The sequence below is a fragment of the Acidobacteriota bacterium genome, from assembly GCA_034211275.1.
Taxonomy (GTDB): domain Bacteria; phylum Acidobacteriota; class Thermoanaerobaculia; order Multivoradales; family JAHZIX01; genus JAGQSE01.
In genome coordinates, this window is sequence record JAXHTF010000014.1 from 1 (window position 1) to 22,102 (window position 22,102).

Annotated in this window: 3 protein-coding genes; all 3 read left to right on the forward strand. The window is 71.1% G+C overall.

Going from position 1 to position 22,102, the window contains the following annotated elements:
* Window positions 1-64: 64 nt before the first annotated feature.
* From SX243_04535 to SX243_04545, 3 genes are read left to right on the forward strand one after another with little or no spacing between them, the layout of a single operon-like run.
* Window positions 65-4,162 carry an amino acid adenylation domain-containing protein gene (locus tag SX243_04535; protein MDY7092222.1) on the forward strand — a complete coding sequence of 1,366 codons (4,098 nt, stop codon included), beginning with the start codon at window positions 65-67 and terminating at the stop codon, window positions 4,160-4,162.
* A gap of 9 nt (window positions 4,163-4,171) precedes the next feature.
* Window positions 4,172-18,763, forward strand: a complete 14,592-nt coding sequence (locus SX243_04540; GenBank protein MDY7092223.1) for an amino acid adenylation domain-containing protein — start codon at window positions 4,172-4,174, stop codon at window positions 18,761-18,763.
* On the forward strand, window positions 18,753-22,088 hold the full coding sequence (locus SX243_04545; GenBank protein MDY7092224.1) for an amino acid adenylation domain-containing protein: 3,336 nt from the start codon (window positions 18,753-18,755) through the stop codon (window positions 22,086-22,088). The genes SX243_04540 and SX243_04545 overlap by 11 nt, the downstream gene beginning before the upstream one ends.
* Window positions 22,089-22,102: the final 14 nt, after the last annotated feature.

Below are 22,102 nucleotides of genomic sequence, written 5' to 3' on the forward strand. Positions count from 1 at the left end.
GTGGGGGGGGGGGGGGGGGGGGGTTGGGGGGGGGGGGCGCGGTCTGCGGCCCGCCCCGCCGCCGGTGCTCGAGCTGCCCCTGGACCGCTCGCGGCCGCCCCGCCCCAGCTATCGCGGCGCCATGGTTCCGATGCGGTGGCAAGAGCCGCTGGTGGAGGACCTCCACCGCCTGGCCCGAGATCACCGGGCCACCCTCTTCATGGTGCTGCTGGCCGGGTGGCAGGTCCTGCTGGCGCGCTACGCCGGCTGCCGGGAGCTGACCACCGGTACCCCCATCGCCAACCGCACCCGGGTGGAGACGGAAGGTCTCATCGGCCTCTTCGTCAACACCCTGGTGCTGCGCACGGATCTCTCCGACGCTCCCACCTTCGCGGCGGTGCTGGAGCGGGTGCGGGAGTCGGCGCTGGCGGCCTACGAGCATCAGGAAGTGCCCTTCGAGCAGCTGGTGGACGGGCTGGTGAGTCGCCGGGAGATGAGCGTGTCGCCCCTCTTCCAGGTCTTCTTCCAGCTCCAGAACGCCCCGGTGGCGGCTCTGGAGGTGCAGGGCCTGAAGCTCGAGCCTTGGCCCGCCACCCTCGGCACCGGGGTCGAATCGCTGGCCAAATTCGATCTCACCCTGGCTCTGGAAGAGCGCGGTGGGGAGCTGCGGGGAGGGCTGCAATACGCCCGGGATCTCTTCGACCGCTCTACGGTCCAGCGCCAGGTGAGTCACCTGCGGCGGCTGTTGGAGGGCGCCGTGGCGAATCCTCGCAGGCCGCTGGCGGCGCTGGAAGTGGTGACACCGGCGGAGCGCCATCAGCTGCTGCGAGAGTGGGCCGTCGGCGAGGAGAGGACAGAATCCTCCTCGTTGGAAGAGTGGACTCCCGAGTCCCCGGTGCATCGCCGCATTGCCATCTTGGCGCGCCGCCGGCCGGAGAGAACGGCGGTGGCCTGGGCGGACGGCAGCTGGAGCTACGGCGAGCTGAGGGCGGCGGTGGAAGCCTTGGCGTCGCGGCTGGCGGCGCGGGGAATCGGCCGCGGCGATCGGGTGGGGGTGTGTCTGGAGCGCGGCCCCTGGCTGCTGGCGTCGCTGCTGGCGGTGCTCGAAACCGGGGCGGCCTACGTGCCTCTGGACCCCCAATATCCCGGCGAACGGCTGATCTACATCCAGCAGGATGCCGGCCTGCGCCTGGTGCTGACGACACCGAATCTGGAGCATCTGCTGGCTTCGGGGGTGGAGTCCATGGTCCCCGATGGTGGAGCTCCCGAGGGGCCGGTGTCAGAGCTGGAGCCGCCGGATCTGGAACCAACGGACCTCGCCTACATCATCTACACCTCCGGCTCCACCGGCGTGCCCAAGGGGGTGGCGGTGCCGCACCGGGGGGTGATCAATTTCCTCGACGCCATGGCCTGGCGGCCGGGCATCGAGCCCGAGGATCTGCTGCTCTCGGTGAGCTCGGCCTCCTTCGACATCACGGTGCTGGAGTTCTACCTCCCCTTGCTCCACGGTGCCCGGGTATTCCTGGTCACGGCCCAGGAGGCGGCGGACGGGCTGCAGCTGCGGCGCCGGCTGGAGAGCACCGGCGCGACCCTGATGCAGGCCACCCCCGCTACCTGGCGCATGTTGCGCAGCGTCGGTTGGCAGGGCAGCTCCTCGTTGCGGACTCTATGCGGCGCCGAGGCCATGCCCGGAGAGCTGGCGGAAGAGCTCACCGGGAGCTGCGCCGAGCTGTGGAATCTCTACGGCCCCACCGAGACCACCGTCTGGTCGTCGGCGAAGAGCCTGAGCCAGGACACCCGCGGACGGGTCGACATCACCATCGGACGGCCGGTGGCGGGCACCCGCTCCCACATCCTCGGCCGCGACCAGCGACCCCTGCCCGCCGGGGCGGTGGGGGAGCTCGTCATCGGCGGTGCCGGCGTCGTCTGGGGGTATTGGGGGCTGCCGGCGCGCACCGCCGAGGTCTTCGTCCCCGATCCTTGGAGCCCCGTTCCCGGCGGCCGCATGTACCGCACCGGTGACCTGGGGCGCTGGCGCGGCGACGGCGATCTGCTGTGCCTGGGCCGCATCGATCAGCAGGTCAAGGTCCGGGGCCACCGCATCGAGCCCGGCGAGATCGAAACCGTGCTGGGCCGCCACCCGGGGGTGCAGCGGGCGGTGGTGACGGTGCATCGGGACCCGCAGCGGGGGGACCATCTGGTGGCCTATTGGGTCGCCGAGGGCACCTCACTGGATAGCTCGCCGCCGGATAGCTCGCCTCCGGAACCCGAGGAGCTGCGCGCCCACGCCCGCCGCCAGCTGCCGGAGTCGATGATCCCCAGCCTCTTCCAGCTGCTGCCGGAGCTGCCCCTGACCCCCAGCGGCAAGATCGACCGCCGGGCTCTGCCGGAGCCGCAGTGGGGGAGCTCGGAGCGCGGTGAGGACGATCTCGGGGAGAGGCTCGCCGGCCCTCAGGAGGAGGTGCTGCGGCAGATCTTCTCCTCGGTGCTGGGCATCGAGCGGATCCGCCGGGACGACGATTTCTTTGCTCTCGGCGGCCACTCGTTGCTGGCCACCCAGGTGATGGCCCGGGTCAACCACGTTCTGGGGCAGGAGCTGCCCCTGCGGACGCTCTTCGAGGCTCCCTCCGTGGGGCAGCTGGCCCAGCGTTTGCGCGCTGCCGGAGAGGAGTCCGACGAGCCCATCGTGCCGGTGCCTCGGGAGGCGGACCTGCCCCTATCCTTCGAGGAGCAGCGGCTGTGGGTGTTGCAGCAGATGGATGCGGCGAGCAGTGCCTACAACATGCCCCTGGCCTTCCGCGCCGAGGGCCCCCTGCGGCCCCAGGCACTGGAGGGGGCGCTGCGGGGCCTAGTGCGCCGCCACGAGATCCTGCACACCGTTTATCCCCAGGGAGAGGGCGGTCCGGAGCGGCGGATTCTGCCGCCGGAGCAGGGCTTGACCGGTGCCGCCGGGTCGTTCGACGAATCCTTCGACGAGCCGCCTGTCGGGGTCGTCCTTCCGGTGGTGGATCTGTCCGCCATCGACCCGTCCCGCCGGGACGAGTTGGGGCAGGAGCTGGCTCGCCGCCGCCTCGGCCAGCCCTTCGATCTTCAGCGTGGACCGCTGATCAGGACGCTGCTACTGAGACTCGGGGACCATCGCCATCGCTTCCTGCTGGCCTTCCACCACATCGTCACCGACGGTTGGTCCTTGGTGGTCACCACCCGGGACCTGGTGTCCAGCTATCGAGCACGGGTCTCCGGCGAGGAGTCGGCTTTGGCGCCGTTGCCGGTGCAATACGCCGACTTTGCCGCCTGGCAGCACCGCCGTCTAACGGAGGAAGCCCTGGCTCGGCGCATCGACGTTTGGCGCCAGCGCCTGAGGGGAGCTCCCACCGAGCTGCAGCTACCCCCGGATCGTCCCCGCACCGAGCCCACCCACCGTCCCGCCGGCCTGGAGGTGCTGCGGGTGCCGCGTCCGGTGGTGGAGCCGCTGGAGGAGCTGGCCCGGGCAGAGGGAGCGACCCTCTTCATGGCTGCCCTGGCGGCGTTCCAGGTGGTGGTCTTCAGCGTCACGGGGCAGCGGGAATTCCTCCTCGCCAGCGACGTGGCCAACCGCGGCCGGCTGGAGACCGAGGACCTGGTGGGATTCTTCATCAACCAGGTGGTGCTGCGCTGTGGCCTGGATGGCGAGGCTTCCCTGCGCCAGCTCCTGGAGACCACCCGCCGGGTTTGCTTCGAGGCTTACGCCGATCAGGATCTGCCCTTCAACCGTCTGGTGGAAGGGCTCAAGGTCAAGCGCCAGCCGGGGGTGACTCCGTTGGTCCAGGTCTGCTTCAACTTCCAGAATCTGCCGCCGGCGGAGGTGCAGGTCGAGGAGCTGACGGTGCATCCGGAGGGCATCGAGCCTCAGGAGGCGCGCTTCGATCTGGTGGTCAATTGCCGCGAAGGAGAGGCGGGGCTGGCGTGCTTCATGGAGTACGACGCAGCACTCTTCGACGCGGCGACGGTGCGCCGTTGGGGTAGCCAGCTGCAGCGGGCCCTGGAGCTCCTGGGGAGCGATCCGGATCAGCCCGTGGCGGCAGCGGTGGCGGAGCTCGAGGCCTTGGGGAGAGAGCTCGCCAAGGAGCAGCTGGAGGAGCTCAAGACGGCCCGGCGTCCGAAGCTCAAGAAGATCAAACGCCGGAGTGTCCACAAGGTTTAGATGGATCGGATGACCATGCACGAAGACGTTCTAGAAGGTTTTGAGCTCTCACCGCAGCAGCGGTATCTGTGGTCCGTGGAGGAGGCGGGCACTCGATACCCCTACTGCGTTCAGCTGGCGGTGGAGCTGGTGGGAGAGGTGGACGAAGAGCGTCTCGAGGAGGCGCTGGAGTCCCTGGTGGCGCAGCACGAGATCCTGCGCACCGGCTTTGCCACCTTGCCGGGCATGACCCTGCCCATGCAGGTGGTGCGGGAGCCCGGCGACGGCGCTCCGGGGCACCGCATTCTGGAGCGGCGGGAGCTGCGGGACGGCGACTCCGTGGACCGCCGCCGCAGCCTGGATCGCTGGTTCCGGGAGGAGCGCCTTCGGCCCTTCGCCACGGCCGACGGCGAGGTCCTGCGGGCGCTGCTGGTGGTGATGGACGACCGGCATCGGGCGCTTTGCCTGACCCTGCCGGCGCTGGCCGCCGACGCCGCTACCCTGGGTCTGCTGTGGGGAGAGCTGTGGCAGGCCTACCAGGGCGAAGTCGTGGAGGAGGAGGGCGACGAGGCGGTGCAATACGCCGACGTCGCGGCCTTCCTCAACGAGGTTTTGGATTCGGAGGAGGCGGCGGCGGGCCTGGCCTATTGGCGCAACACCACCAAGGTGCGGGGGGAGGAGAGCTCCCTGCCGTTCGTCCGTAGCGGGGGCGGCGAACCCTTCGAGGTGGCGGTGACGAGTCTTCGCCTGCCGGCGTCTTTGGGACGGCGGCTGGGCGCCGCGGCGGCGGATGCCGGCGGCAGTCTCGAGGCCCTGCTCCTCCTCGCCTGGCAGCGGCTGGCGGCGCGGCTCACCGGTGGGGATCCGCTGGTGGCCAAGGCCTTCGACGGCCGCGCCCAAGAGGAGCTGGCGGAGATGCTCGGCCCCTTGACCCAATATCTTCCGCTGGCGCCGCGGAGCGCCGGCGCCCAGACCTGGCCCGAGGCCCTGGTAGCTCTGGACGAGCAGCTGGAGGACATGGCCCAATGGCAGGAGTACTACGATCGTGAGCGTCTCCAGGAGGCCGCCGGCGCTGTCGCTCCGCCGCTTCTGGGTTTCGACTGCCAGAGCCTCGCCGATGACGCGCTCTCAGCCGGCAGTCCGGCGTTGGGATCGGTACTCGTTTTCAAGAGCTGTCCTGAGGCTTTCGCACTGCGTCTCTCGGTGCTCGTGGCGCCCTCCGACGAGCTCTTGGTGCGCTGCTTCTTCGACCGTTCCCGCTTCGAGCCGCGCTTCCTGGGCTCCATTCCCGGTGCCTACCGCGAGCTCTTGGAAGAGATGCTCCAGCGGCCCGACGCGATCCTGTCTTCCCTCGGGAGCCCGCAGAGGGTCCAGCGTCACCACCTGCTGGTGGAGCTCAACGACAGCGCCGCCGACTTCGGGCCGCCGGCCTGCCTGCATCAGCTGGTAGCCCGGCGAGCGGCGGAGCGGCCGTCGGCGCCGGCGGTGGAGCTGGCCTGGGAAGGAGCCGAAGAGCCTCTGACCTACGGTGAGCTGCAGCGCCGGGTGCAGCTTCTGGCCCGCCGGCTGGTGCACCATGGGGTGACGCCGGAGACGGTGGTGGGGGTGTGTCTGGAACGCTCCTACGAGCTGGTCATCACCCTCTTGGCGGTGCTCGAAGCCGGCGGCGCCTATCTGCCCCAGGACCCCGACTATCCCGTCGAACGGCTGGCCACCATGCTCGAAGCCAGCGGTGCGGCGCTGGTGGTCACCACCCCCGAGCTGGAGTCGGCGCTGCCGGTGTCGGAGACGCCGAGGCTGGTGCTGACGCCGGAGCTCTTCACCGCCGAAGAGGGCTCCGGCGATGCCGCCGGACCGGATGCGAGAGAGCCGGTGACCCTGCCGCCGGGAGATCCGGACCGCCTGGCCTACGTGATCTACACCTCCGGCTCCACCGGTGTTCCCAAGGGGGTGATGATCAGCCACCGCTCGATCCTCAACCGCATCCTGTGGATGCCCTCGCGCTTCGATCTGGGGCCGGAGGATCGGGTGCTCCACAAGACGCCCTTCAGCTTCGACGCCTCGGTGTGGGAGATCTTCCTGCCCCTGCTGTTGGGGGCTCGGCTGGTGCTGGCGCGGCCCGGCGGTCACCGCGACAGCGGCTACATGGTGCACGCCCTGCGCCGGCACGAGATCACCGTCTTCCAGCTGGTGCCGTCGATGTTGCGGGTGGTGTTGGACGAGCCGGAGCTCGCTCAATGCACCTCCTTGCGCTATCTGTTCAGCGGTGGTGAGGCGCTGCCGGCGGAGGTTGAGGAGCGGGTGGCGGCGACTCTGGACGTGCATCTGGAGAATCTCTACGGTCCCACCGAGACCTCCATCGACGCCAGCTCCTGGAGCTGCCGCGGCGAGCGGTGGTCGGCGGTGGTGCCTTTGGGCCGGCCGCTGAGCAATCTGCGCCTCTATCTGCTGGACCGCCGGCTGCGGCCGGTGACCGCCGGCGCCGAGGGGGAGATCTTCGTCGGCGGCGTGGGGCTGGCCCGGGGCTATCACCGCCGGCCCGGCCTCACCGCCGAGCGCTTCGTGCCGGATCCCTTCGCCTCGGCACCGGGGGGGCAGCGGCTCTACCGCACCGGGGACCGCGGACGCCTGCGCGGGGACGGCACCTTCCACTTCCTGGGCCGCCTGGACCAGCAGGTCAAGCTGCGCGGCTTCCGCATCGAGTTGGGGGAGATCGAAGCGGTGCTCGGCCGGCATCCGACGGTGGCGGCGGCGGCGGTGGTGTTGCGCAGCGGCGTCGGCGGCGATCAGCTGGTGGCCTACGCGGTGCCGCGCATCGCCACCGACGAGATCCCGGCGGCGGAGCAAGGGGCCACCCTGCGGCGCCATCTGGAAGAGCAGCTGCCGGAGTACATGGTGCCGGCCAATATCGTGCTCCTGGACGAGCTGCCCCTGACCCCCAGCGGCAAGCTCGACCGGCGGGCGCTGCCGGAGCCCGTGGAGGAAGTGGTCCAGCGTGAGTACGTGGCGCCCCGGACGGCGGCGGAGGAGCTGCTGACGGCGCTCTTCGCCGAGCTGCTGGAGCTTGACCGGGTGGGGGTCGAGGACGATTTCTTCGAGCTCGGCGGCCACTCCCTGCTGGTCACCCAGCTGACCTCCCGGCTGCGCGCTCAGCACGGCGTCGAGCTGCCCATGCGCACCCTCTTCGAAGCTTCCACGGTGGCGCTGCTGGCGCCGCTCTTCGAACAGGCCCGGAGCGCCGGTGCGGCGGAGGAGGTACCCTTGGAACCGGTGCCGCGGGAGCCCGCGCCGCCCCTCTCCTTCGCCCAACAGCGGCTGTGGTTCCTGCACCAGCTGGAGCCCGCCAGCGCCGCTTACAACCTGCCCGTCAGCCTGCGTTTGCAGGGCGATCTGGATCTGCCGCTGCTGCACCGGGCGATGAGCGGCGTGGTGGAACGGCACGAGGTGCTGCGTACGACGTTCGACGAGGTGGCGGGGGAGCCGCGGCAGATGATCCGCTCGGTAGCTCTCTCCCTGGTGGCCCTCCCGCTGGTCGATCTGAGCGCCTTGGAGCCGGAGGCAGCCCGGCGGGCAGGGGAGAAGCTCGCCCGCCGCTCGGTGGCTCAGCCCTTCGATCTGCGGCGGGCGCCGCTGCTGCGGATGCTGTTGCTGCGGCTGCCGAAGGATTCGGCGGCGCCCCGGGAGCATTGGGCTGTGGCGACTCTGCACCACATCGTCACCGACGGCTGGTCCAACGCCCTGTGGGTGGCGGAGGTGGCGGAGCTCTACCGCGCCGGCGCCGAGGGGCGGCCGCCGGAGCTGCCGGAACTGCCGGTGCAATATGCCGATTTCGCCGTCTGGCAGCGGCGCTGGCTCGCCGCTGGCGCGGAGGTGGATCAGCTGGAATATTGGCGCCGTCAGCTGGCGGGGGAGCTGCCGCCGGTGGATCTGCCGGCGGATCGCCCGCGGCCGCCGGTGCAGCGGCACCGGGGAGCCCTGCGCAGCCGCCGGCTGCCGGCGGACCTGGGGGCGGAGCTGGAGGCCCAGGGCCGCGGCGCCGGCGCCACCCTCTTCATGACCCTGCTGGCGCTGGCCAAGGCGCATATCGCGCGGGTCACGGGGCTCGACGACGTGGTGGTGGGATCCCCCACCGCCAACCGCCCGCGGCCGGAGCTGGAGCCGCTGGTGGGCTTCTTCGTCAACACCCTGGCGCTGCGCACCTCCCTGGCCGGCGATCCTTCCTTCCAGCAGCTGCTGGAGCGGGTGCGGGAGGTGGCTCTGGAGGCCAACGCGCACCAAGACCTGCCGTTCGAGAAGCTGGTGGAGACCCTGCGCCCCACCCGGGACCTGAGCCGCTCTCCCATCTTCCAGGTGCTCTTCAACCTGCAGAACGTTCCCACCGCCAGGGTCGAGCTTCCCGGTCTGACCCTGGAGCCGCTGGCGGTGCACGGCGGCCAGGCCCAATTCGACTGGAGCTACTCGGTGAGCGAGACCGAGAGCGGCCTGGCGATCCTGGTGGAGTACGACACGGACCTCTTCGACGCCACCACCGTGGACCGCGCTCTGGGACAGCTGGAGCGCTTGGGCCGTGCGGTGGTGGCGGCGCCGGGGGAGCCTCTGTCCCGGCTGTCGCTGCTCTCCGCCGCGGAGCGCCATCAGCTGGCGGTGGAATGGGCTTCCGGACCCGCCGGAGAAGGGGACGAAGAGGACGAGAGCCTCCACGGCCTCTTCCTGGCCCAGGCGGCGAGGACCCCGGAGGCGGTGGCTCTGCGCTGCGGGGCCACCACCTGGACCTACGAAGAGCTGGCTCGCCGCGGTTCCGCCGTTGCCCAGCGGCTCTCGGGGCTGCCGGTGGAGGCGCGGGTGGGGGTCTACCTCCAGCGCTCGCCGGAGATGGTGGCGGCGCTCTTGGGGATCCTCCAGGCCGGTGCCGCCTACGTTCCCTTGGATCCCGCGTTCCCGGCAGAGCGTCTGCGCTTCATCGCCGGGGATGCCGGGCTTGCGGCCTTGATCACCGCTGGCGACGAGGCCGAGGAGGCGGAGCAGCTGCGTCCCGCGGAGGGCTCTGCGTTGCCAATCCTGCGGCTCGGCGGATCGCCAGCGGAGGAACAGGTCTCGGCGGCGACGCCAGGCCCGGACTCTCAGGGCTTCGAGGCCCACCGTCTGGCCTACGTCCTCTACACCTCCGGGTCCACCGGCCGGCCCAAGGGCGTGGCGGTGTCCCACGGGGCCATCGTCAACTTCCTGCGCTCCATGGCCCACCGGCCGGGGCTCACGGCGGCGGATCGCATGCTGGCGGTGACTTCCCTCTCCTTCGACATCGCCGCCCTGGAGCTCTATCTGCCGCTGATGGTGGGGGGCGAGGTGATCCTGGCGCGCCGCGACGAGGCAGCGGACGGCATCGCTCTGCGGCGGCTGGCGCGGGAGCACGGCGCGACGGTGATGCAGGGCACCCCGGCCACCTGGCGGCTGTGGTTGGAGGCGGCGGGGGAGAGCGATGAACCTTCCCGGAACGCCTCGGATTCACAGGCCGCCGGCCTGAGGACTCCGGGCCTGCGCGCCTTGTGCGGCGGCGAGGCGCTGCCCCCGGAGCTCGCCCGGCAGCTGGCGGCTCAGGCGCCGGAGCCCGATCTCCCCGGAGCATCCGCCGGCCGGGACGCATGGAATCTCTATGGCCCCACCGAGACTACCGTCTGGTCCTGCGTCGAGGCTTTGGAGCCGGAGTTGCAGCGGGTCACCGTCGGACGGCCCATCGCCGCCACCCAGGCCTACGTGGTGGAGCCCTCCGGAGCCCCGGCGCCGGTGGGGGTGGCGGGGGAGCTGCTCCTCGGCGGCGCCGGCCTCGCCCGCGGCTATCTGGGCCGCCCCGGCCTCACCGCCGCCGCCTTCGTTCCCGATCCTTTCGAGGCCGGCGAAGGAACGGCGGGCGGGAGCCGCCTGTACCGTACCGGCGATCTGGCCCGCTTCCTCCCCGACGGACGTCTGGAGTATTTGGGGCGTCGGGATCATCAGGTCAAGGTGCGGGGCTTCCGCATCGAGCTGGGGGAGGTGGAGAGCGCTCTGGCAGCCCACCCGGCGGTGGCCCAGGCGGTGGCGGTGGTGCGGGGTGAAGGGGCTGCCGCGGCCCTGGCAGCCTACGTCGTGCCGGCTGCTTCTTCGGGGGCGGGAGCAGCGCCGGATGCCGGGGAGCTGCGGGACTTCCTGCGCCAGCGGCTGCCGGAGTACATGATCCCGGGCCTCTTCGTCGAGCTGGCGGAGCTGCCCCTGACCCCCAACGGCAAGATCGACCGCCGGGCGCTGCCGGAGCCGGTGGCGACGCGCTCCACCGGCCGCGCTCCCCGGACGCCGCTGGAGGAGATCCTGGCGGGGATCTGGGCTTCGGTGCTGGATCTCGACGAGGTCGGTGCCGAGGAAGACTTCTTCGAGCTCGGCGGTCACTCCTTGTTGGCGACCAGCCTCATGGGGCGGGTGCGGGAGGCCTTCGGTCTCGAGCTCTCCCTGCGCACCCTCTTCGAGGCGCCGACGGTGGCGCAGCTGGCGCGGCGGGTGGAGGCGGCGGAGGCGGCGCGGGATGCCGGTGGAGCGCCGCAGGCCTCGGTGCAGCCCCTGACCCGAATCCCCCGGGACGGCCAGCTGCCCCTCTCCTTTGCCCAGGAGCGGCTGTGGTTCCTGGATCGTCTGGAATCCGGCGTCGCCGCCGACGGTGGCTCGGCGTACCACATCCAGGCCGTGGTGCAGCTCGACGGACCGCTGGACGCGGTGGTGCTGGAGCGCACGTTGCGCGCCCTGCAGCAGCGCCACGAGGCGTTGCGCAGCCGCTTCCCGGACCGCCGCGGTGAGGCGGTGACGGAGATCGCCGAGGAGCCGGATCTGGTGCTGCGGCGGGTGAATCTGGAGGATCGCGAGGATGCCCGCCGGGCCGCTCAGGAGCTGGCGGAGGAGCTGGCCGTGGAGCTGGCTGAAAAGGACGGCCGCCAGCCCTTCGATCTCGCCACCGGACCCTTGATTCGCGCGTTGCTGCTGCGCCTCGGTCCGGAGCGCCACCAGGTGAGCTTGACGATGCATCACATCGTCGCCGACGGCCTGTCCATGGCGGTGCTGATCCGCGAGGTCTCGGTGCTCTACGCGGCCTTCAGCGCCGGCGAGGAATCGCCCCTGGCGCCGCTGCCGGTGCAGATGGTGGACTTCGCGGCGGATCAGCGGCAGCGGCTGCGGGGGGCCGGCGAGGAGCGGCTGCTGAGTTTTTGGCGGCAGTATCTGGAGGGGGCTCCGCGGGTCCTGGATCTGCCCACGGACCGTCCCCGGCCGGCGGTGGCGGGGAGCTCCGGGGCGAGCGTGCCGGTGGTCCTGGAACCGGGGCTGGCGGAGCGGCTGGTGGCCTTCGGCCGGCAGCATCGGTGCACTCTCTTCATGACCCTCACCGCCGCCCTCGACGCACTGCTTTGGCGCTACACCGGCCAGCGGGACGTGCTTTTGGGGACGCCGGTGGCGAATCGCGACCGTTCGGAGCTGGAGGGCCTCATCGGGCTGCTGCTGGACACCCTGGTGGTGCGCGTCCAGCTGCCTCCGGGGGCCGGCTTCGAGACCCTGGCGGGCCGCGTGCGGGAGTCGGTGCTGGAGGCCCACGGCCACCGTCAGCTGCCCTTCGGCCGGCTGGTGGACGAGCTCCAGCCGGAGCGCGATCTGAGCCGTTCGCCGCTCTTCCAGGTCATGCTCACCCTGCAGGATTTGGGGCGCGACAGCCTGTCCATGGCGGGGGTGACGGCGACGCCGGTGGCGATGAACGACGCCAGCTCCAAATTCGATCTGCTCATGACCCTGGCGCGCACCGGCGGAACGGTGGCGGGCTCGCTGCAATACAACGCGGACCTCTTCGACCGCACCACCGTGGCGCGGATGGTGGCCCAGCTCCAGGTCCTCTTGGCGGCGGCGCTGGACGATCCCCGGCGGCCGGTGGAAGAGCTGCCGTGGCTGACCCCGGCGCAGCAGCATCAGGTGGAGGCGGAGTGGAACGACACCTGGCGGGATTACTCCCGGGGCGGCTACGGCCTGCCCCCGGGCACCGCCCCGGTGACCCTCCACGGACTGTTCGCGGCGCAGGCGGAGCGCACCCCCGAGGCGCTGGCGGTGAGCTACGAGGACCACGCCTGGACCTACGGCGAGCTGCGCCGGCGGGTGAGCTGCCTGGCGGCTCATCTGCGGCGCGGGGGCGTGGGGCCGGAGGTGCCGGTGGGGGTCTTCCTGGAGCGCAGCTTGGAGTTGCCCCTGGCGCTGCTGGCGGTGCTCGAGGCCGGCGGTGCCTATCTGCCGCTGGATCCCGGCTACCCCCGGGAGCGCCTGGAGCTGATGCTCGGCGACGCCGGGGTGGAGCGGGTGATCACCACCGCGGCGCTCCGGCCCCAGCTGCCGGAGGGAGCGCGGCAGGTGGTGTGCGTGGACGAGGATTGGGCGGAGATCGCCCGCGCCGCCGTCGACGGGGACGTCGCACCTGCGGCGACGGATGCCGACACCCTCGCCTACGTCATCTACACCTCCGGCTCCACCGGCCGGCCCAAGGGCGCCATGGTGGCCCACGGCGCCATCGTCAATCGTCTGCAGTGGATGCAGGACGCCTATCGCCTGGGGCCGGAGGATCGGGTGCTGCAGAAGGCGCCCTTCAGCTTCGACGTCTCGGTGTGGGAGTTCTTCTGGCCGCTGCTGGCCGGGGCCGAGCTGGTCATGGCGCGCCCCGGCGGCCACCAGGAACCGGAGTATCTGGCCCGGGAGATCCAGCGCCGGCGGGTGACGGTGATGCACTTCGTGCCATCCATGCTGCAGGTCTTCTTGCAACATCCGGCGTCGGAGGGTTGCGACAGCCTGCGCCTGGTGGTGTGCAGCGGAGAGGCCCTCTCCGCCGAGCTGCGGGACCGCTTCGGCGGCCGGTTGGGGGCTCAGCTGCACAATCTCTACGGACCCACCGAGGCGGCGGTGGACGTCACCGCCTGGCATTGCCGGTCCGGTGCGCCGACGCCGGTGCCCATCGGCCGGCCCATCGCCAACCTGCGCATCCACGTCCTCGATGGCGATCTGCGGCACCTGCCACCGGGGGTGCCGGGGGATCTCTATATCGCCGGTGCCGGCCTCGGTCGCGGCTATCTATCTCGGCCGGCCCTCACCGCCGACGCGTTTCGCCCGGATCCATTTGGCAGCGGCCGCCGTCTCTACCGCACCGGCGATCTGGCGCGGCTGCGGGGGGACGGGGCGATTCAATTCCTCGGCCGCCGGGATCACCAGGTCAAGCTGCGGGGTTTCCGCATCGAGCTGGGGGAGATCGAGGCGGCGCTGTGCACCCATCCGGAGCTGCAGGAGGTGGCGGTGACGGTGCGGCGGGAACTCTCCGGCGCCCAACGGCTGGTGGCCTATCTGGTGCACCGGGGCGAGACCCGGCCGCCGGTGGAGGAGCTGCGGGAGCATCTGGGACGGAGCCTGCCGGAGCATATGATCCCCGCTCTCTACGTGCCCCTGGAGGCGCTGCCGCTGACCTCCAGCGGCAAGCTGGACCGCCGCTCCCTGCCGGAGCCGGAGAAGCTGCGGCCGGATCTCGATCGTCACTACGTCGCCCCCAGCACCAGCGCCGAGGAGATCCTGGCGGGGGTCTTCTCCCAGGTCCTGGGCATCGAGCGGGTGGGGGTCCACGACAGCTTCTTCGCCCTCGGTGGCGACTCCATCTTGAGCATTCAGGTCATCGCCCGGGCGGCGGAGTCGGGGCTGCGGCTCACCGTGCCCCAGCTCTTCCAGCAGCAGACCGTGGCGGCCCTGGCGCGGGTCGCCGGCCGCGTCGACGAGCACGACGTGGAAATCCTGCACACCGAGCCCTTCGAGCTGGTGCCGGAGGAGGATCGCCAGCGGCTGCCGGAGGATGTGGAGGATGCCTATCCCCTCACCCGCCTGCAGTCCGGGATGCTCTTCCACATGGATCTGGAGTCGGAAGCGGCGGTCTTCCACAACGTCAACAGCATGCGGCTGCGCATGCCCTTCGACGCCCCGCGCTTCCAGCAGGCGGTGGATCACGTGGTCCGGCGCCACCCAATGCTGCGCACCTCCTTCGAGCTCTCCGCCTACTCCCAGCCGCTGCAATTGGTGCATCCGACGGCGCGGTTGGAGGTGGGGCTGGGGGATCTCCGGGATCATCCCTTCGAGCAGCAGGAGCGGCGGATCCGGGAGTTCATGGACGCCCAGGTGGCCTGGCGCTTTGACCTGCGGCGGGCGCCGCTGCTGCGCTTCTTCGTCCACCGCCGCGGAGCGGAGGAGATCCAGCTGACCCTCACCGAGCACCACGCCATCTTCGACGGCTGGAGCCTCCACACCACCCTCGACGAGATCTTCCGCACCTATTTCGCCCTCCTCGACGGCGAGGCGCCGGTGATGGAAGAGCTGCCGGTCTTCACCTTCCGGGACTACGTCGCCATGGAGCGCCGGCAGGTGGCTTCCGACGAGGCGCGGGAGTTTTGGCGCGGCAAGCTCGCCGGCTACCGGCGGCTGGAGCTGCCGTCGTGGAACCTGGCGCCGCGGCAGGGGGAGCGGCGGAGAGTGGAGATGCTGCCGGTGCCCATCTCCCAGGAGCTTTCGGAGGCGGTGAAGAAGGTCGCCCGCAGCGAAGCCTTGCCGCTGAAGAGCCTGCTGGCGGCGGCCCACGTCAAAGTCCTGGGGGCGATGGCCGGCCAGGAGGACGTGCTCACCGGCATCGGCACCCATGGTCGCCCGGAGGTGGAGGGAGCGGAGAGGGTGCGCGGGCTCTTCCTCAACAGCGCGCCCCTGCGCCTGAGCCTGCGACCGGGGAGCTGGAAGGAGCTCGCCCGCCGCGCCTTCCAGCAGGAGTGGGAGCAGATCCCCTACCAGCGCTATCCGCTGGCGGAGGTGCAAAAACAGATGGGGGGCGAGGGTCTCTTCGACACCCTGCTGAACTTCGTCCACTTCCACGTGGTGGACGAGCTGCTGCTCTCCCGACGCCTCGAGGTGCTGGACTTCCAGAAATACGAAGCCACCAACTTCAGCCTCATGGCGGGCTTCTTCATCGATGCCGTCTCCGGGCGGGTGGCCCTCGACCTGACCTACGATCCGGACGTCCTGACGGCGGCCCAGATGCAGACCATGGCGCGGCTCTTCGTCGACGTGCTGGAGGCCATGGCGGCGGATCCGGAGGCGCCCCACGAGCTCTTCTCGCCGCTGTCGACGACCCAGCGTCAGCTGCTGCTGGAGGAGTGGAGCGGCGCGGATGTCACGGCTCCGGTGGGATCGGAGGCGGTGCTCCACGAGGTGGTCATCGCCCAGGCCCGGCGCACCCCCGACGCGCCGGCGGTGGTGCTCGGCGACGAGGTCATCACCTACGGCGAGCTGGACCGCACCACCGCCGCCCTGGCTCGCCGGCTGCTGGCCCTGGGGGTCGGTGCGGAGACGCCGGTGGGCATTTGCCTGGAGCGCTCTCCGCGGCTGATCTTGGCGCTGCTGGCGGTGCTGCGGGCGGGGGGCACCTACGTGCCTCTGGATCCCGCCTACCCCGCCGAACGGCTGAGCTTCATGATCTCCGACAGCGGCCTCGGGCTGGTGCTCACGGAGCGCTCCCTGGCGCAGCGTCTGGAAGCTCTGGAGGGTCCCTCCGAGGTCTCCAAAGGCGAGGGGTCCGAAACGAGTGCGCTGCGGACGGTGCTCTGCCTCGACGAGGAACCCCTGGATGAGGACGCTCTGGACGGCTCCGCGGCGGCGGCCGGGGACCTGCCAGCGGTCGATCCCCGGCAGCGGGCGTACATCATCTACACCTCCGGCTCCACCGGCCGCCCCAAGGGCGTTGCCATCGAGCACCGCAGCGCCGTCACCATGGTGCGGGTGTCCCTGGAGTCCATCCCGGCGGACCAGCTGGCGGCCACCATGGTGTCCACCTCGGTGTGCTTCGACGTTTCGGTGATCGAGATCTTCGTGCCCCTGGCGGCGGGGGGCAAGCTGCTGCTGGCCCGGGATCCCTTCGACCTCGCCGGCCCGCTGCGGGACGCCGGGGTGACCCTGGTGAGCATGGTGCCCTCGGTGATGAAGGAGCTGCTGCGCCAGGGGCCTCTGCCGGGATCGGTGCGCTGCGTCAGCCTCGCCGGGGAGCCCATCCCTCGGGGGGTGGTGCAGGCGGTGACGGCGTTGCCGGGGGTGGACGCCCTCAATCTCTACGGGCCCACCGAGGACACCTCCTACTCTTCCACCGCCCGCCTGCAGCCCGACGGCCGCTCTCCCATCGGCCGGCCGGTGGCGGGAACGCGGGTCTACGTGGTGGACCGCTACCAGCGGCTGGCGGCCCTGGGAGCTCCCGGGGAGCTGCTGCTGGGGGGCGCCGGGCTGGCTCGGGGCTATCTGCGGCGGCCCGCCCTCACCGCCGAGCGTTTCATCCCCGATCCCTTCGGCGGCGCCGGCGAGCGGCTCTACCGCACCGGCGACCTGGTGCGCTGGCTGGCTTCCGGGGAGCTGGAGATCCTCGGCCGCATCGACCAGCAGGTGAAGGTGCGGGGCTTCCGCATCGAGCTGGAGGAGATCGAGGCGGTGCTCGCCGCCCATCCGCGGGTGATGGCGGTGGCGGTGGCGGCGCGCAGGGATCCCCGGGGCGACCACCGCCTGGTGGCCTACATCGTCGATGCCCAGGGCGCCCTCGACGTCGGCGAGCTGCGGGACTACCTGGCGGGACGGGTGCCGAGCTACATGATCCCCTCCCTCTTCGTCGCCGTGGCGGCCATTCCTCTCACCTCCAGCCGCAAGACCGACCGCCGGGCGCTGCCCGAGCCGCAGTGGGAAGAGGGCGCCTCCGAGGACGACTACGAGGCACCGCGGAGCGAGATCGAAAAGATCCTCGCGGAAGTTTGGGCGGAAGTGTTGGGAGTGCGCCGGGTGGGCATTCGGGACAACTTCTTCGAGCTCGGCGGCGACTCCATCTTGAGCATCCAGGTCATCGCCAAGGCACGGGATTGGGGGCTGGGCCTGACCGCCGGCGTGCTGTTCAAGAATCCCACGGTGGAGCGGCTGGCGAAGGTGGTGCAGCAGATCGGCTCCGGAGCCGGGGCGGCGCAACGTCCGGAGCCGGGGCCGGTGCCCCTGACGCCCATCCAGCGGTGGTTCTTCGAGCTCGATCTGGCGAACCGCCATCACTTCAACCAGGCGCTGCTGCTGAAGGTTCGGCAGGTCGTCTCTCCGGCGGCGCTGCGGCGGGCCGTGGCCCACGCCTTCGCGCATCACGACGCGCCGCGGCTGACCTTCCGGCAGGCTTCGAGCGAAGAGGAAGAGCCGCGGTGGATTCAGGAGCTAGCTCCAGAAGCAGGTCCGGACGAGCTGCTGCCGGTGCCGTGGGTGGACCTTTCCAGCCTGCCGCCGGAGCATCGGTCCTCGGAAGTCGAGGCATTGGCCCGGCGGGCTCAGCGGAGTCTCCATCTCGAGGCGGGGCCGCTGCTGCGGGCCTTGGTCTTTACCGGCACTGGCGACGGCCACCGGCTGCTGCTGGTGAGTCATCACCTGCTGGTGGATGGTGTCTCCTGGCGGGTGCTGCTGGCGGAAATGGAGAGCGCCCTGGCGCTGCTGGGACGCCGGGATCGGCTGCCACCGGCGCTGCCCGAGACGGCTTTTTCGACCTGGGCCCGGCGGCTGCCGGAGCGCGCCGAGGAGCCCAGCCTGGCGGCGGAGCTGGAGTATTGGTCGGCGGTGCAGGCGCCAGCGCCGGCGCTCCCCCGGGACTTCCCCGGCGGCGGCAACCGGCGCCATGAGACGGCGGCGGTGACGGTGTCGGTGGACGCCGAGGTGACGGAGGAGCTGCTGCGGGAGCTGCCCCGGCGCTTCGGCGGCGAGAACGGCTCCGCGGGAGTCGAGGACGCCCTACTCACCGCCCTCGCCCTCACCCTCGGCCCGTGGTGCGGTGGCCCGCTGCGGGTGCACCTGGAGAGCCACGGCCGCGACGAACTCTTCCCGGACCTCGACCTGAGCCGCGCCATGGGCTGGTTCACCGCCCTCTATCCGGTGCGCTTGGAGCTCACCGCGGACCAGCAGCAGGAGGCCGGCGCGAGCCTCGAGGCAGTGCGGCGGCAGCTGGCCCGGGTGCCCGGCCACGGCATCGGCTATGGCCTGCTGCGCTACCTGCGGCGGGACCTGCCGGCGGCCCGGCGGCTGGCGGAAGCGCCGGAGCCGGAGGTTCTGTTCAACTATCTCGGCCAGGTGGACCAGGCCCTGGGCGAGAAGTCACCGTTCTCGCCGGCGCCGGAATCGGCGGGACCGGCCCAGAGCGAGGTGGGCGAACGCTCCCACATTCTGGACATCACCGCCTCCGTCGGCGCCGGCCGCCTGCATCTGCGCTGGGAGTACAGCCGCGGCCTGCACCGGGAGGAGACAGTGGCGGAGCTGGCCCGTACCTGCATCGGCCATCTGCGGCGGCTGGCCTCGGCCCGACCCGCTGAGACCATCCCGTCGGAAGCAAAGCCGGAACACGAAGTGCAAAGCGAGGCGGGAGCCGCCGAGGCCTTCCCGCGGGCCCGGGTGAGCCAGGACCAGCTGGACACCTTCTTATCCCGCCTGGGCGGCAAGAAATCCAGTGGAAACAAGCCCGCTGAGAAAAAGCCCACCGGCGAAGGGGATCGAGATGAATCCTGAAGATATTGCGGATCTCTACGAGCTCTCGCCCATGCAGCAGGGCATGCTCTTCCACAGCTTGCAGCTGGCGGAGCGGGGCGTGTACTTGCTGCAGCTGGTGGCGAGCCTCGAAGGACCGCTGGACCCCGGCGCCTTCGCCGCCGCCTGGCGCCGGGTTCTCGCCGCCCACGGCGTTCTGCGCACTACCTTCCACTGGCGCGAGCTCGACAAGCCGCTGCAGGTGGTGCACCACGAGGCACCGCTGGAGCTACACACGGAGGACTGGCAGGAGCTGGACGAGGCGGCCTTCCAGGAACGCCTGGCCACCTTCCTCGCGGAGGACCGGCGGCGGGGCTTCGACCTCACCGAGCTGCCACTGATGCGGCTGACCCTGATCCGCCGGGGGCCGGCTGAGCATCAGCTGGTGTGGACGCTGCACCACCTCCTGTTGGACGGCTGGTGCCTGAGCCTGGTGTTGGAGGATTTCGTTCGCGCCTACGGGGCGGCGCTGGCCGGCGCCGAGGCGGAGCTGCCGTCCCGCCGCCCCTTCGGCGACTACATCGAATGGCTGCAGCAGCGGGAACCGGAGGCCGACGAGGCCTTCTGGCGCCGCACCCTGGCCGGCATCGCCGCTCCCACGCCGCTGGGGGTGGACGGTTTGGGGATGGGGGAGGCCAGCTCCGAGATTGGGGCTGAAACCGAGAGCCTGGACTTCGAAGCCGGCTATGTGGAGGCCCGGCGGCGCCTGAGCCGGGAGGCTAGCGGAGCCCTGCGCTCCTTCGCCGGCAGCCGCGGCCTGACCATGAATACCCTGCTCCAGGGTGCCTGGGGGCGGCTCCTCTCGCTCTACAGCGGCGAGGAGCGGACGGTGCACGGAGCGGTGGTGTCCGGCCGGGCGGTGCCCCTGGCGGGCATCGGCACCATGGTGGGGCTCTTCGTCAACACCCTGCCGGTGGTGGTCCGGAGCGAGCCGTCGATGGCGGTGGCGGCTTGGCTCAACCGGCTCCAGGAAGGCCTGGGGGAAATGCAGGAGCACGAGCACAGCTCGCTGCTGGACATCCAGGGCTGGAGCTCGGTGCCCCGGGGCCTGCCCCTCTTCGAGAGCGTGGTGGCGTTCGAGAATTACCCACGGTCGGTGGCGGCGGGGCCGGGGGAGAGCGCCGGGGGAGCGGCGTCTCTCAGCCTCACCGGTCTGGAGGCGGTGGAGCGCACCAACTTCCCCCTCAGCCTGCTGGTGGCCCCCGGGGACGAGCTCTCCCTCGCCCTCACCGGCGACGCTCAGCGCTTCTCGCAGGACACCGCCGAAGCGATCCTCGAGCATCTGGAGGTGCTGCTGGTTTCGCTCCCGGAGCGCGCCGACGGAGCCCTCGCCGACTGGCGCCCTCTCTCCGACACGGAGCGTCGGCGGGTGCTCGAGGACGGCCGGGGAGAGGTCCGGGACTTCTCTCCCTGGACTCCTCTGCACCGTCTTTTCGAGGCTTCTGTGGACCGCGATCCCGAGGCCCCGGGAGTGATCTTCGAGGATCTCCAGCTGAGCTACGGCGAGGTGGACCGGCGGGCCAACCGCTTGGCTCGCCTGCTGGTGCGGCGGGGGGTCGGGCCGGACGTCTTGGTGGGGCTCTCCCTGGGGCGCTCGGAACGGCTGCCGGTGGCGATGCTGGCGGTGCTCAAGGCCGGCGGCGCCTTCCTACCGCTGGATCCCACCCTGCCGGCGGAGCGTCTGCGCACCATGCTCGAGGATGCGGAACCGCGGGTGGTGATCACGGAAGAGCGCTGGCTCGGTGGGTTGCCGGAGAGCGCGGCCCAGCGGCTGGTGCTGGACGGGGAGGAGGCTTCCCGGGAGCTGGCGGAAGAATCGGCGGCGCGGCTGGAAGATTCGCTGCTTTCGGAGGACCTGTCTCCTGATAACCGGGCCTACGTGATTTTCACCTCCGGTTCCACCGGCCGACCCAAGGGGGTGGAGATCAGCCACCGGGGCCTGCACAACCTGGCGGAGGCGCAGGTGCTGGTCTTCGGTCTCGGGGCGGCGGACCGCGTGCTGCAATTCGCCTCCCTCAACTTCGACGCCTCGGTCTTCGAGATGACCATGGCGCTGCGCGCCGGTGCCGCCCTCTACATGGCGTCGCCGGAGGATCTACTCCCCGGCCAGCCGCTGACCCGGACCTTGGGCCGCCACCGCATCACCAGTCTCACCGTCACCCCGTCGGCGCTGGTGGCGGTGGATCCGAAGGAAGTGCCGGAGCTGGCCATGGTGGTGGCCGCCGGCGAGGCCTGCTCGCCGGATCTGGCGGCGGCATGGGCGGCGGATCGGCGCTTCTTCAACGCCTACGGGCCCACCGAGGCCACGGTGTGGGGGACGGTGGAGCGCTGCGCCGGCGGCGGCGCCCGGCCCACCATCGGCGGTCCCATCGCCAACGCCGTGGTGCGGGTGGTGGACCCCCGGGGTCGGCTGCAGCCGCCGCGGGTGGCGGGGGAGCTCTGCCTGGGCGGTCCCGGCCTGGCCCGGGGCTATCTGCGCCGGCCGGCCCTCACCGCCGAGCGCTTCGTCCCCGATCCGTGGTCCGAGGAGCCCGGGGCGCGGCTTTACCGCACCGGTGACCTGGTGCGCTGGCTTCCTTCCGGAGATCTGGGCGCCGGACGACTCGACTTCCTGGGGCGCATCGATTTCCAGGTCAAGCTGCGGGGCTTTCGCATCGAGCTGGAAGAGATCGCCGAGACCTTGCGCCGCCACCCGCAGGTGGAGCAGGCGGCGGTGCTGCACCGCAACGACCCCGGAGGACCGCGGCTGGTGGCCTATGTGGTGCCGGCGGGGGGACCGAAGGAGGACGAAGCGCCCCGAATCGAGGCTTGGCGGCACTTCCTCCAGGAGCGGTTGCCGGAATACATGATCCCCAGCGTCTTCCTCTCCCTGGAGCGGCTGCCCCTGACCTCCAGCGGCAAGTTGGACCGCGGCGCCCTACCGGTGCCGGAGAGTACTCGGGCCGCCCTGGAGCAGCCCTTCGTGGCGCCGCGCAACGAGATCGAGCGGACGGTGGCGGAGATCTGGCGCTCGGTGCTCGGCCTCGACTCGGTGGGGGTCGACGACAACTTCTTCGACCTGGGAGGTCACTCCCTGCACCTCTTCCAGGTGCATAAGAAATTGGAGGAAGCGCTGGAGCGCAACATCGTGATGACCGATCTCTTCCGCTATCCCTCGGTGGCCCAGCTGGCCCGCGCCCTGAGCGCTCCGGCGTCGGCGGAGCCGGTGGAGGACGCTGGCCGCGAACGCATCGAGGCCGCCGGGAGCCGGCGGCGGCGGCAGGAGCGCCGGCAGAAGGAGCGGCGCCAGAAGGTTGGAAAAGACTAGTGCTATGAGGTTCG

Coding starts and splice junctions, on each gene's coding strand:
- SX243_04540 (MDY7092223.1), top strand. CDS start 4,172: ATGACCATGCACGAAGACGTTCTAGAAGGTTTTGAGCTCTCACCGCAG.
- SX243_04545 (MDY7092224.1), top strand. CDS start 18,753: ATGAATCCTGAAGATATTGCGGATCTCTACGAGCTCTCGCCCATGCAG.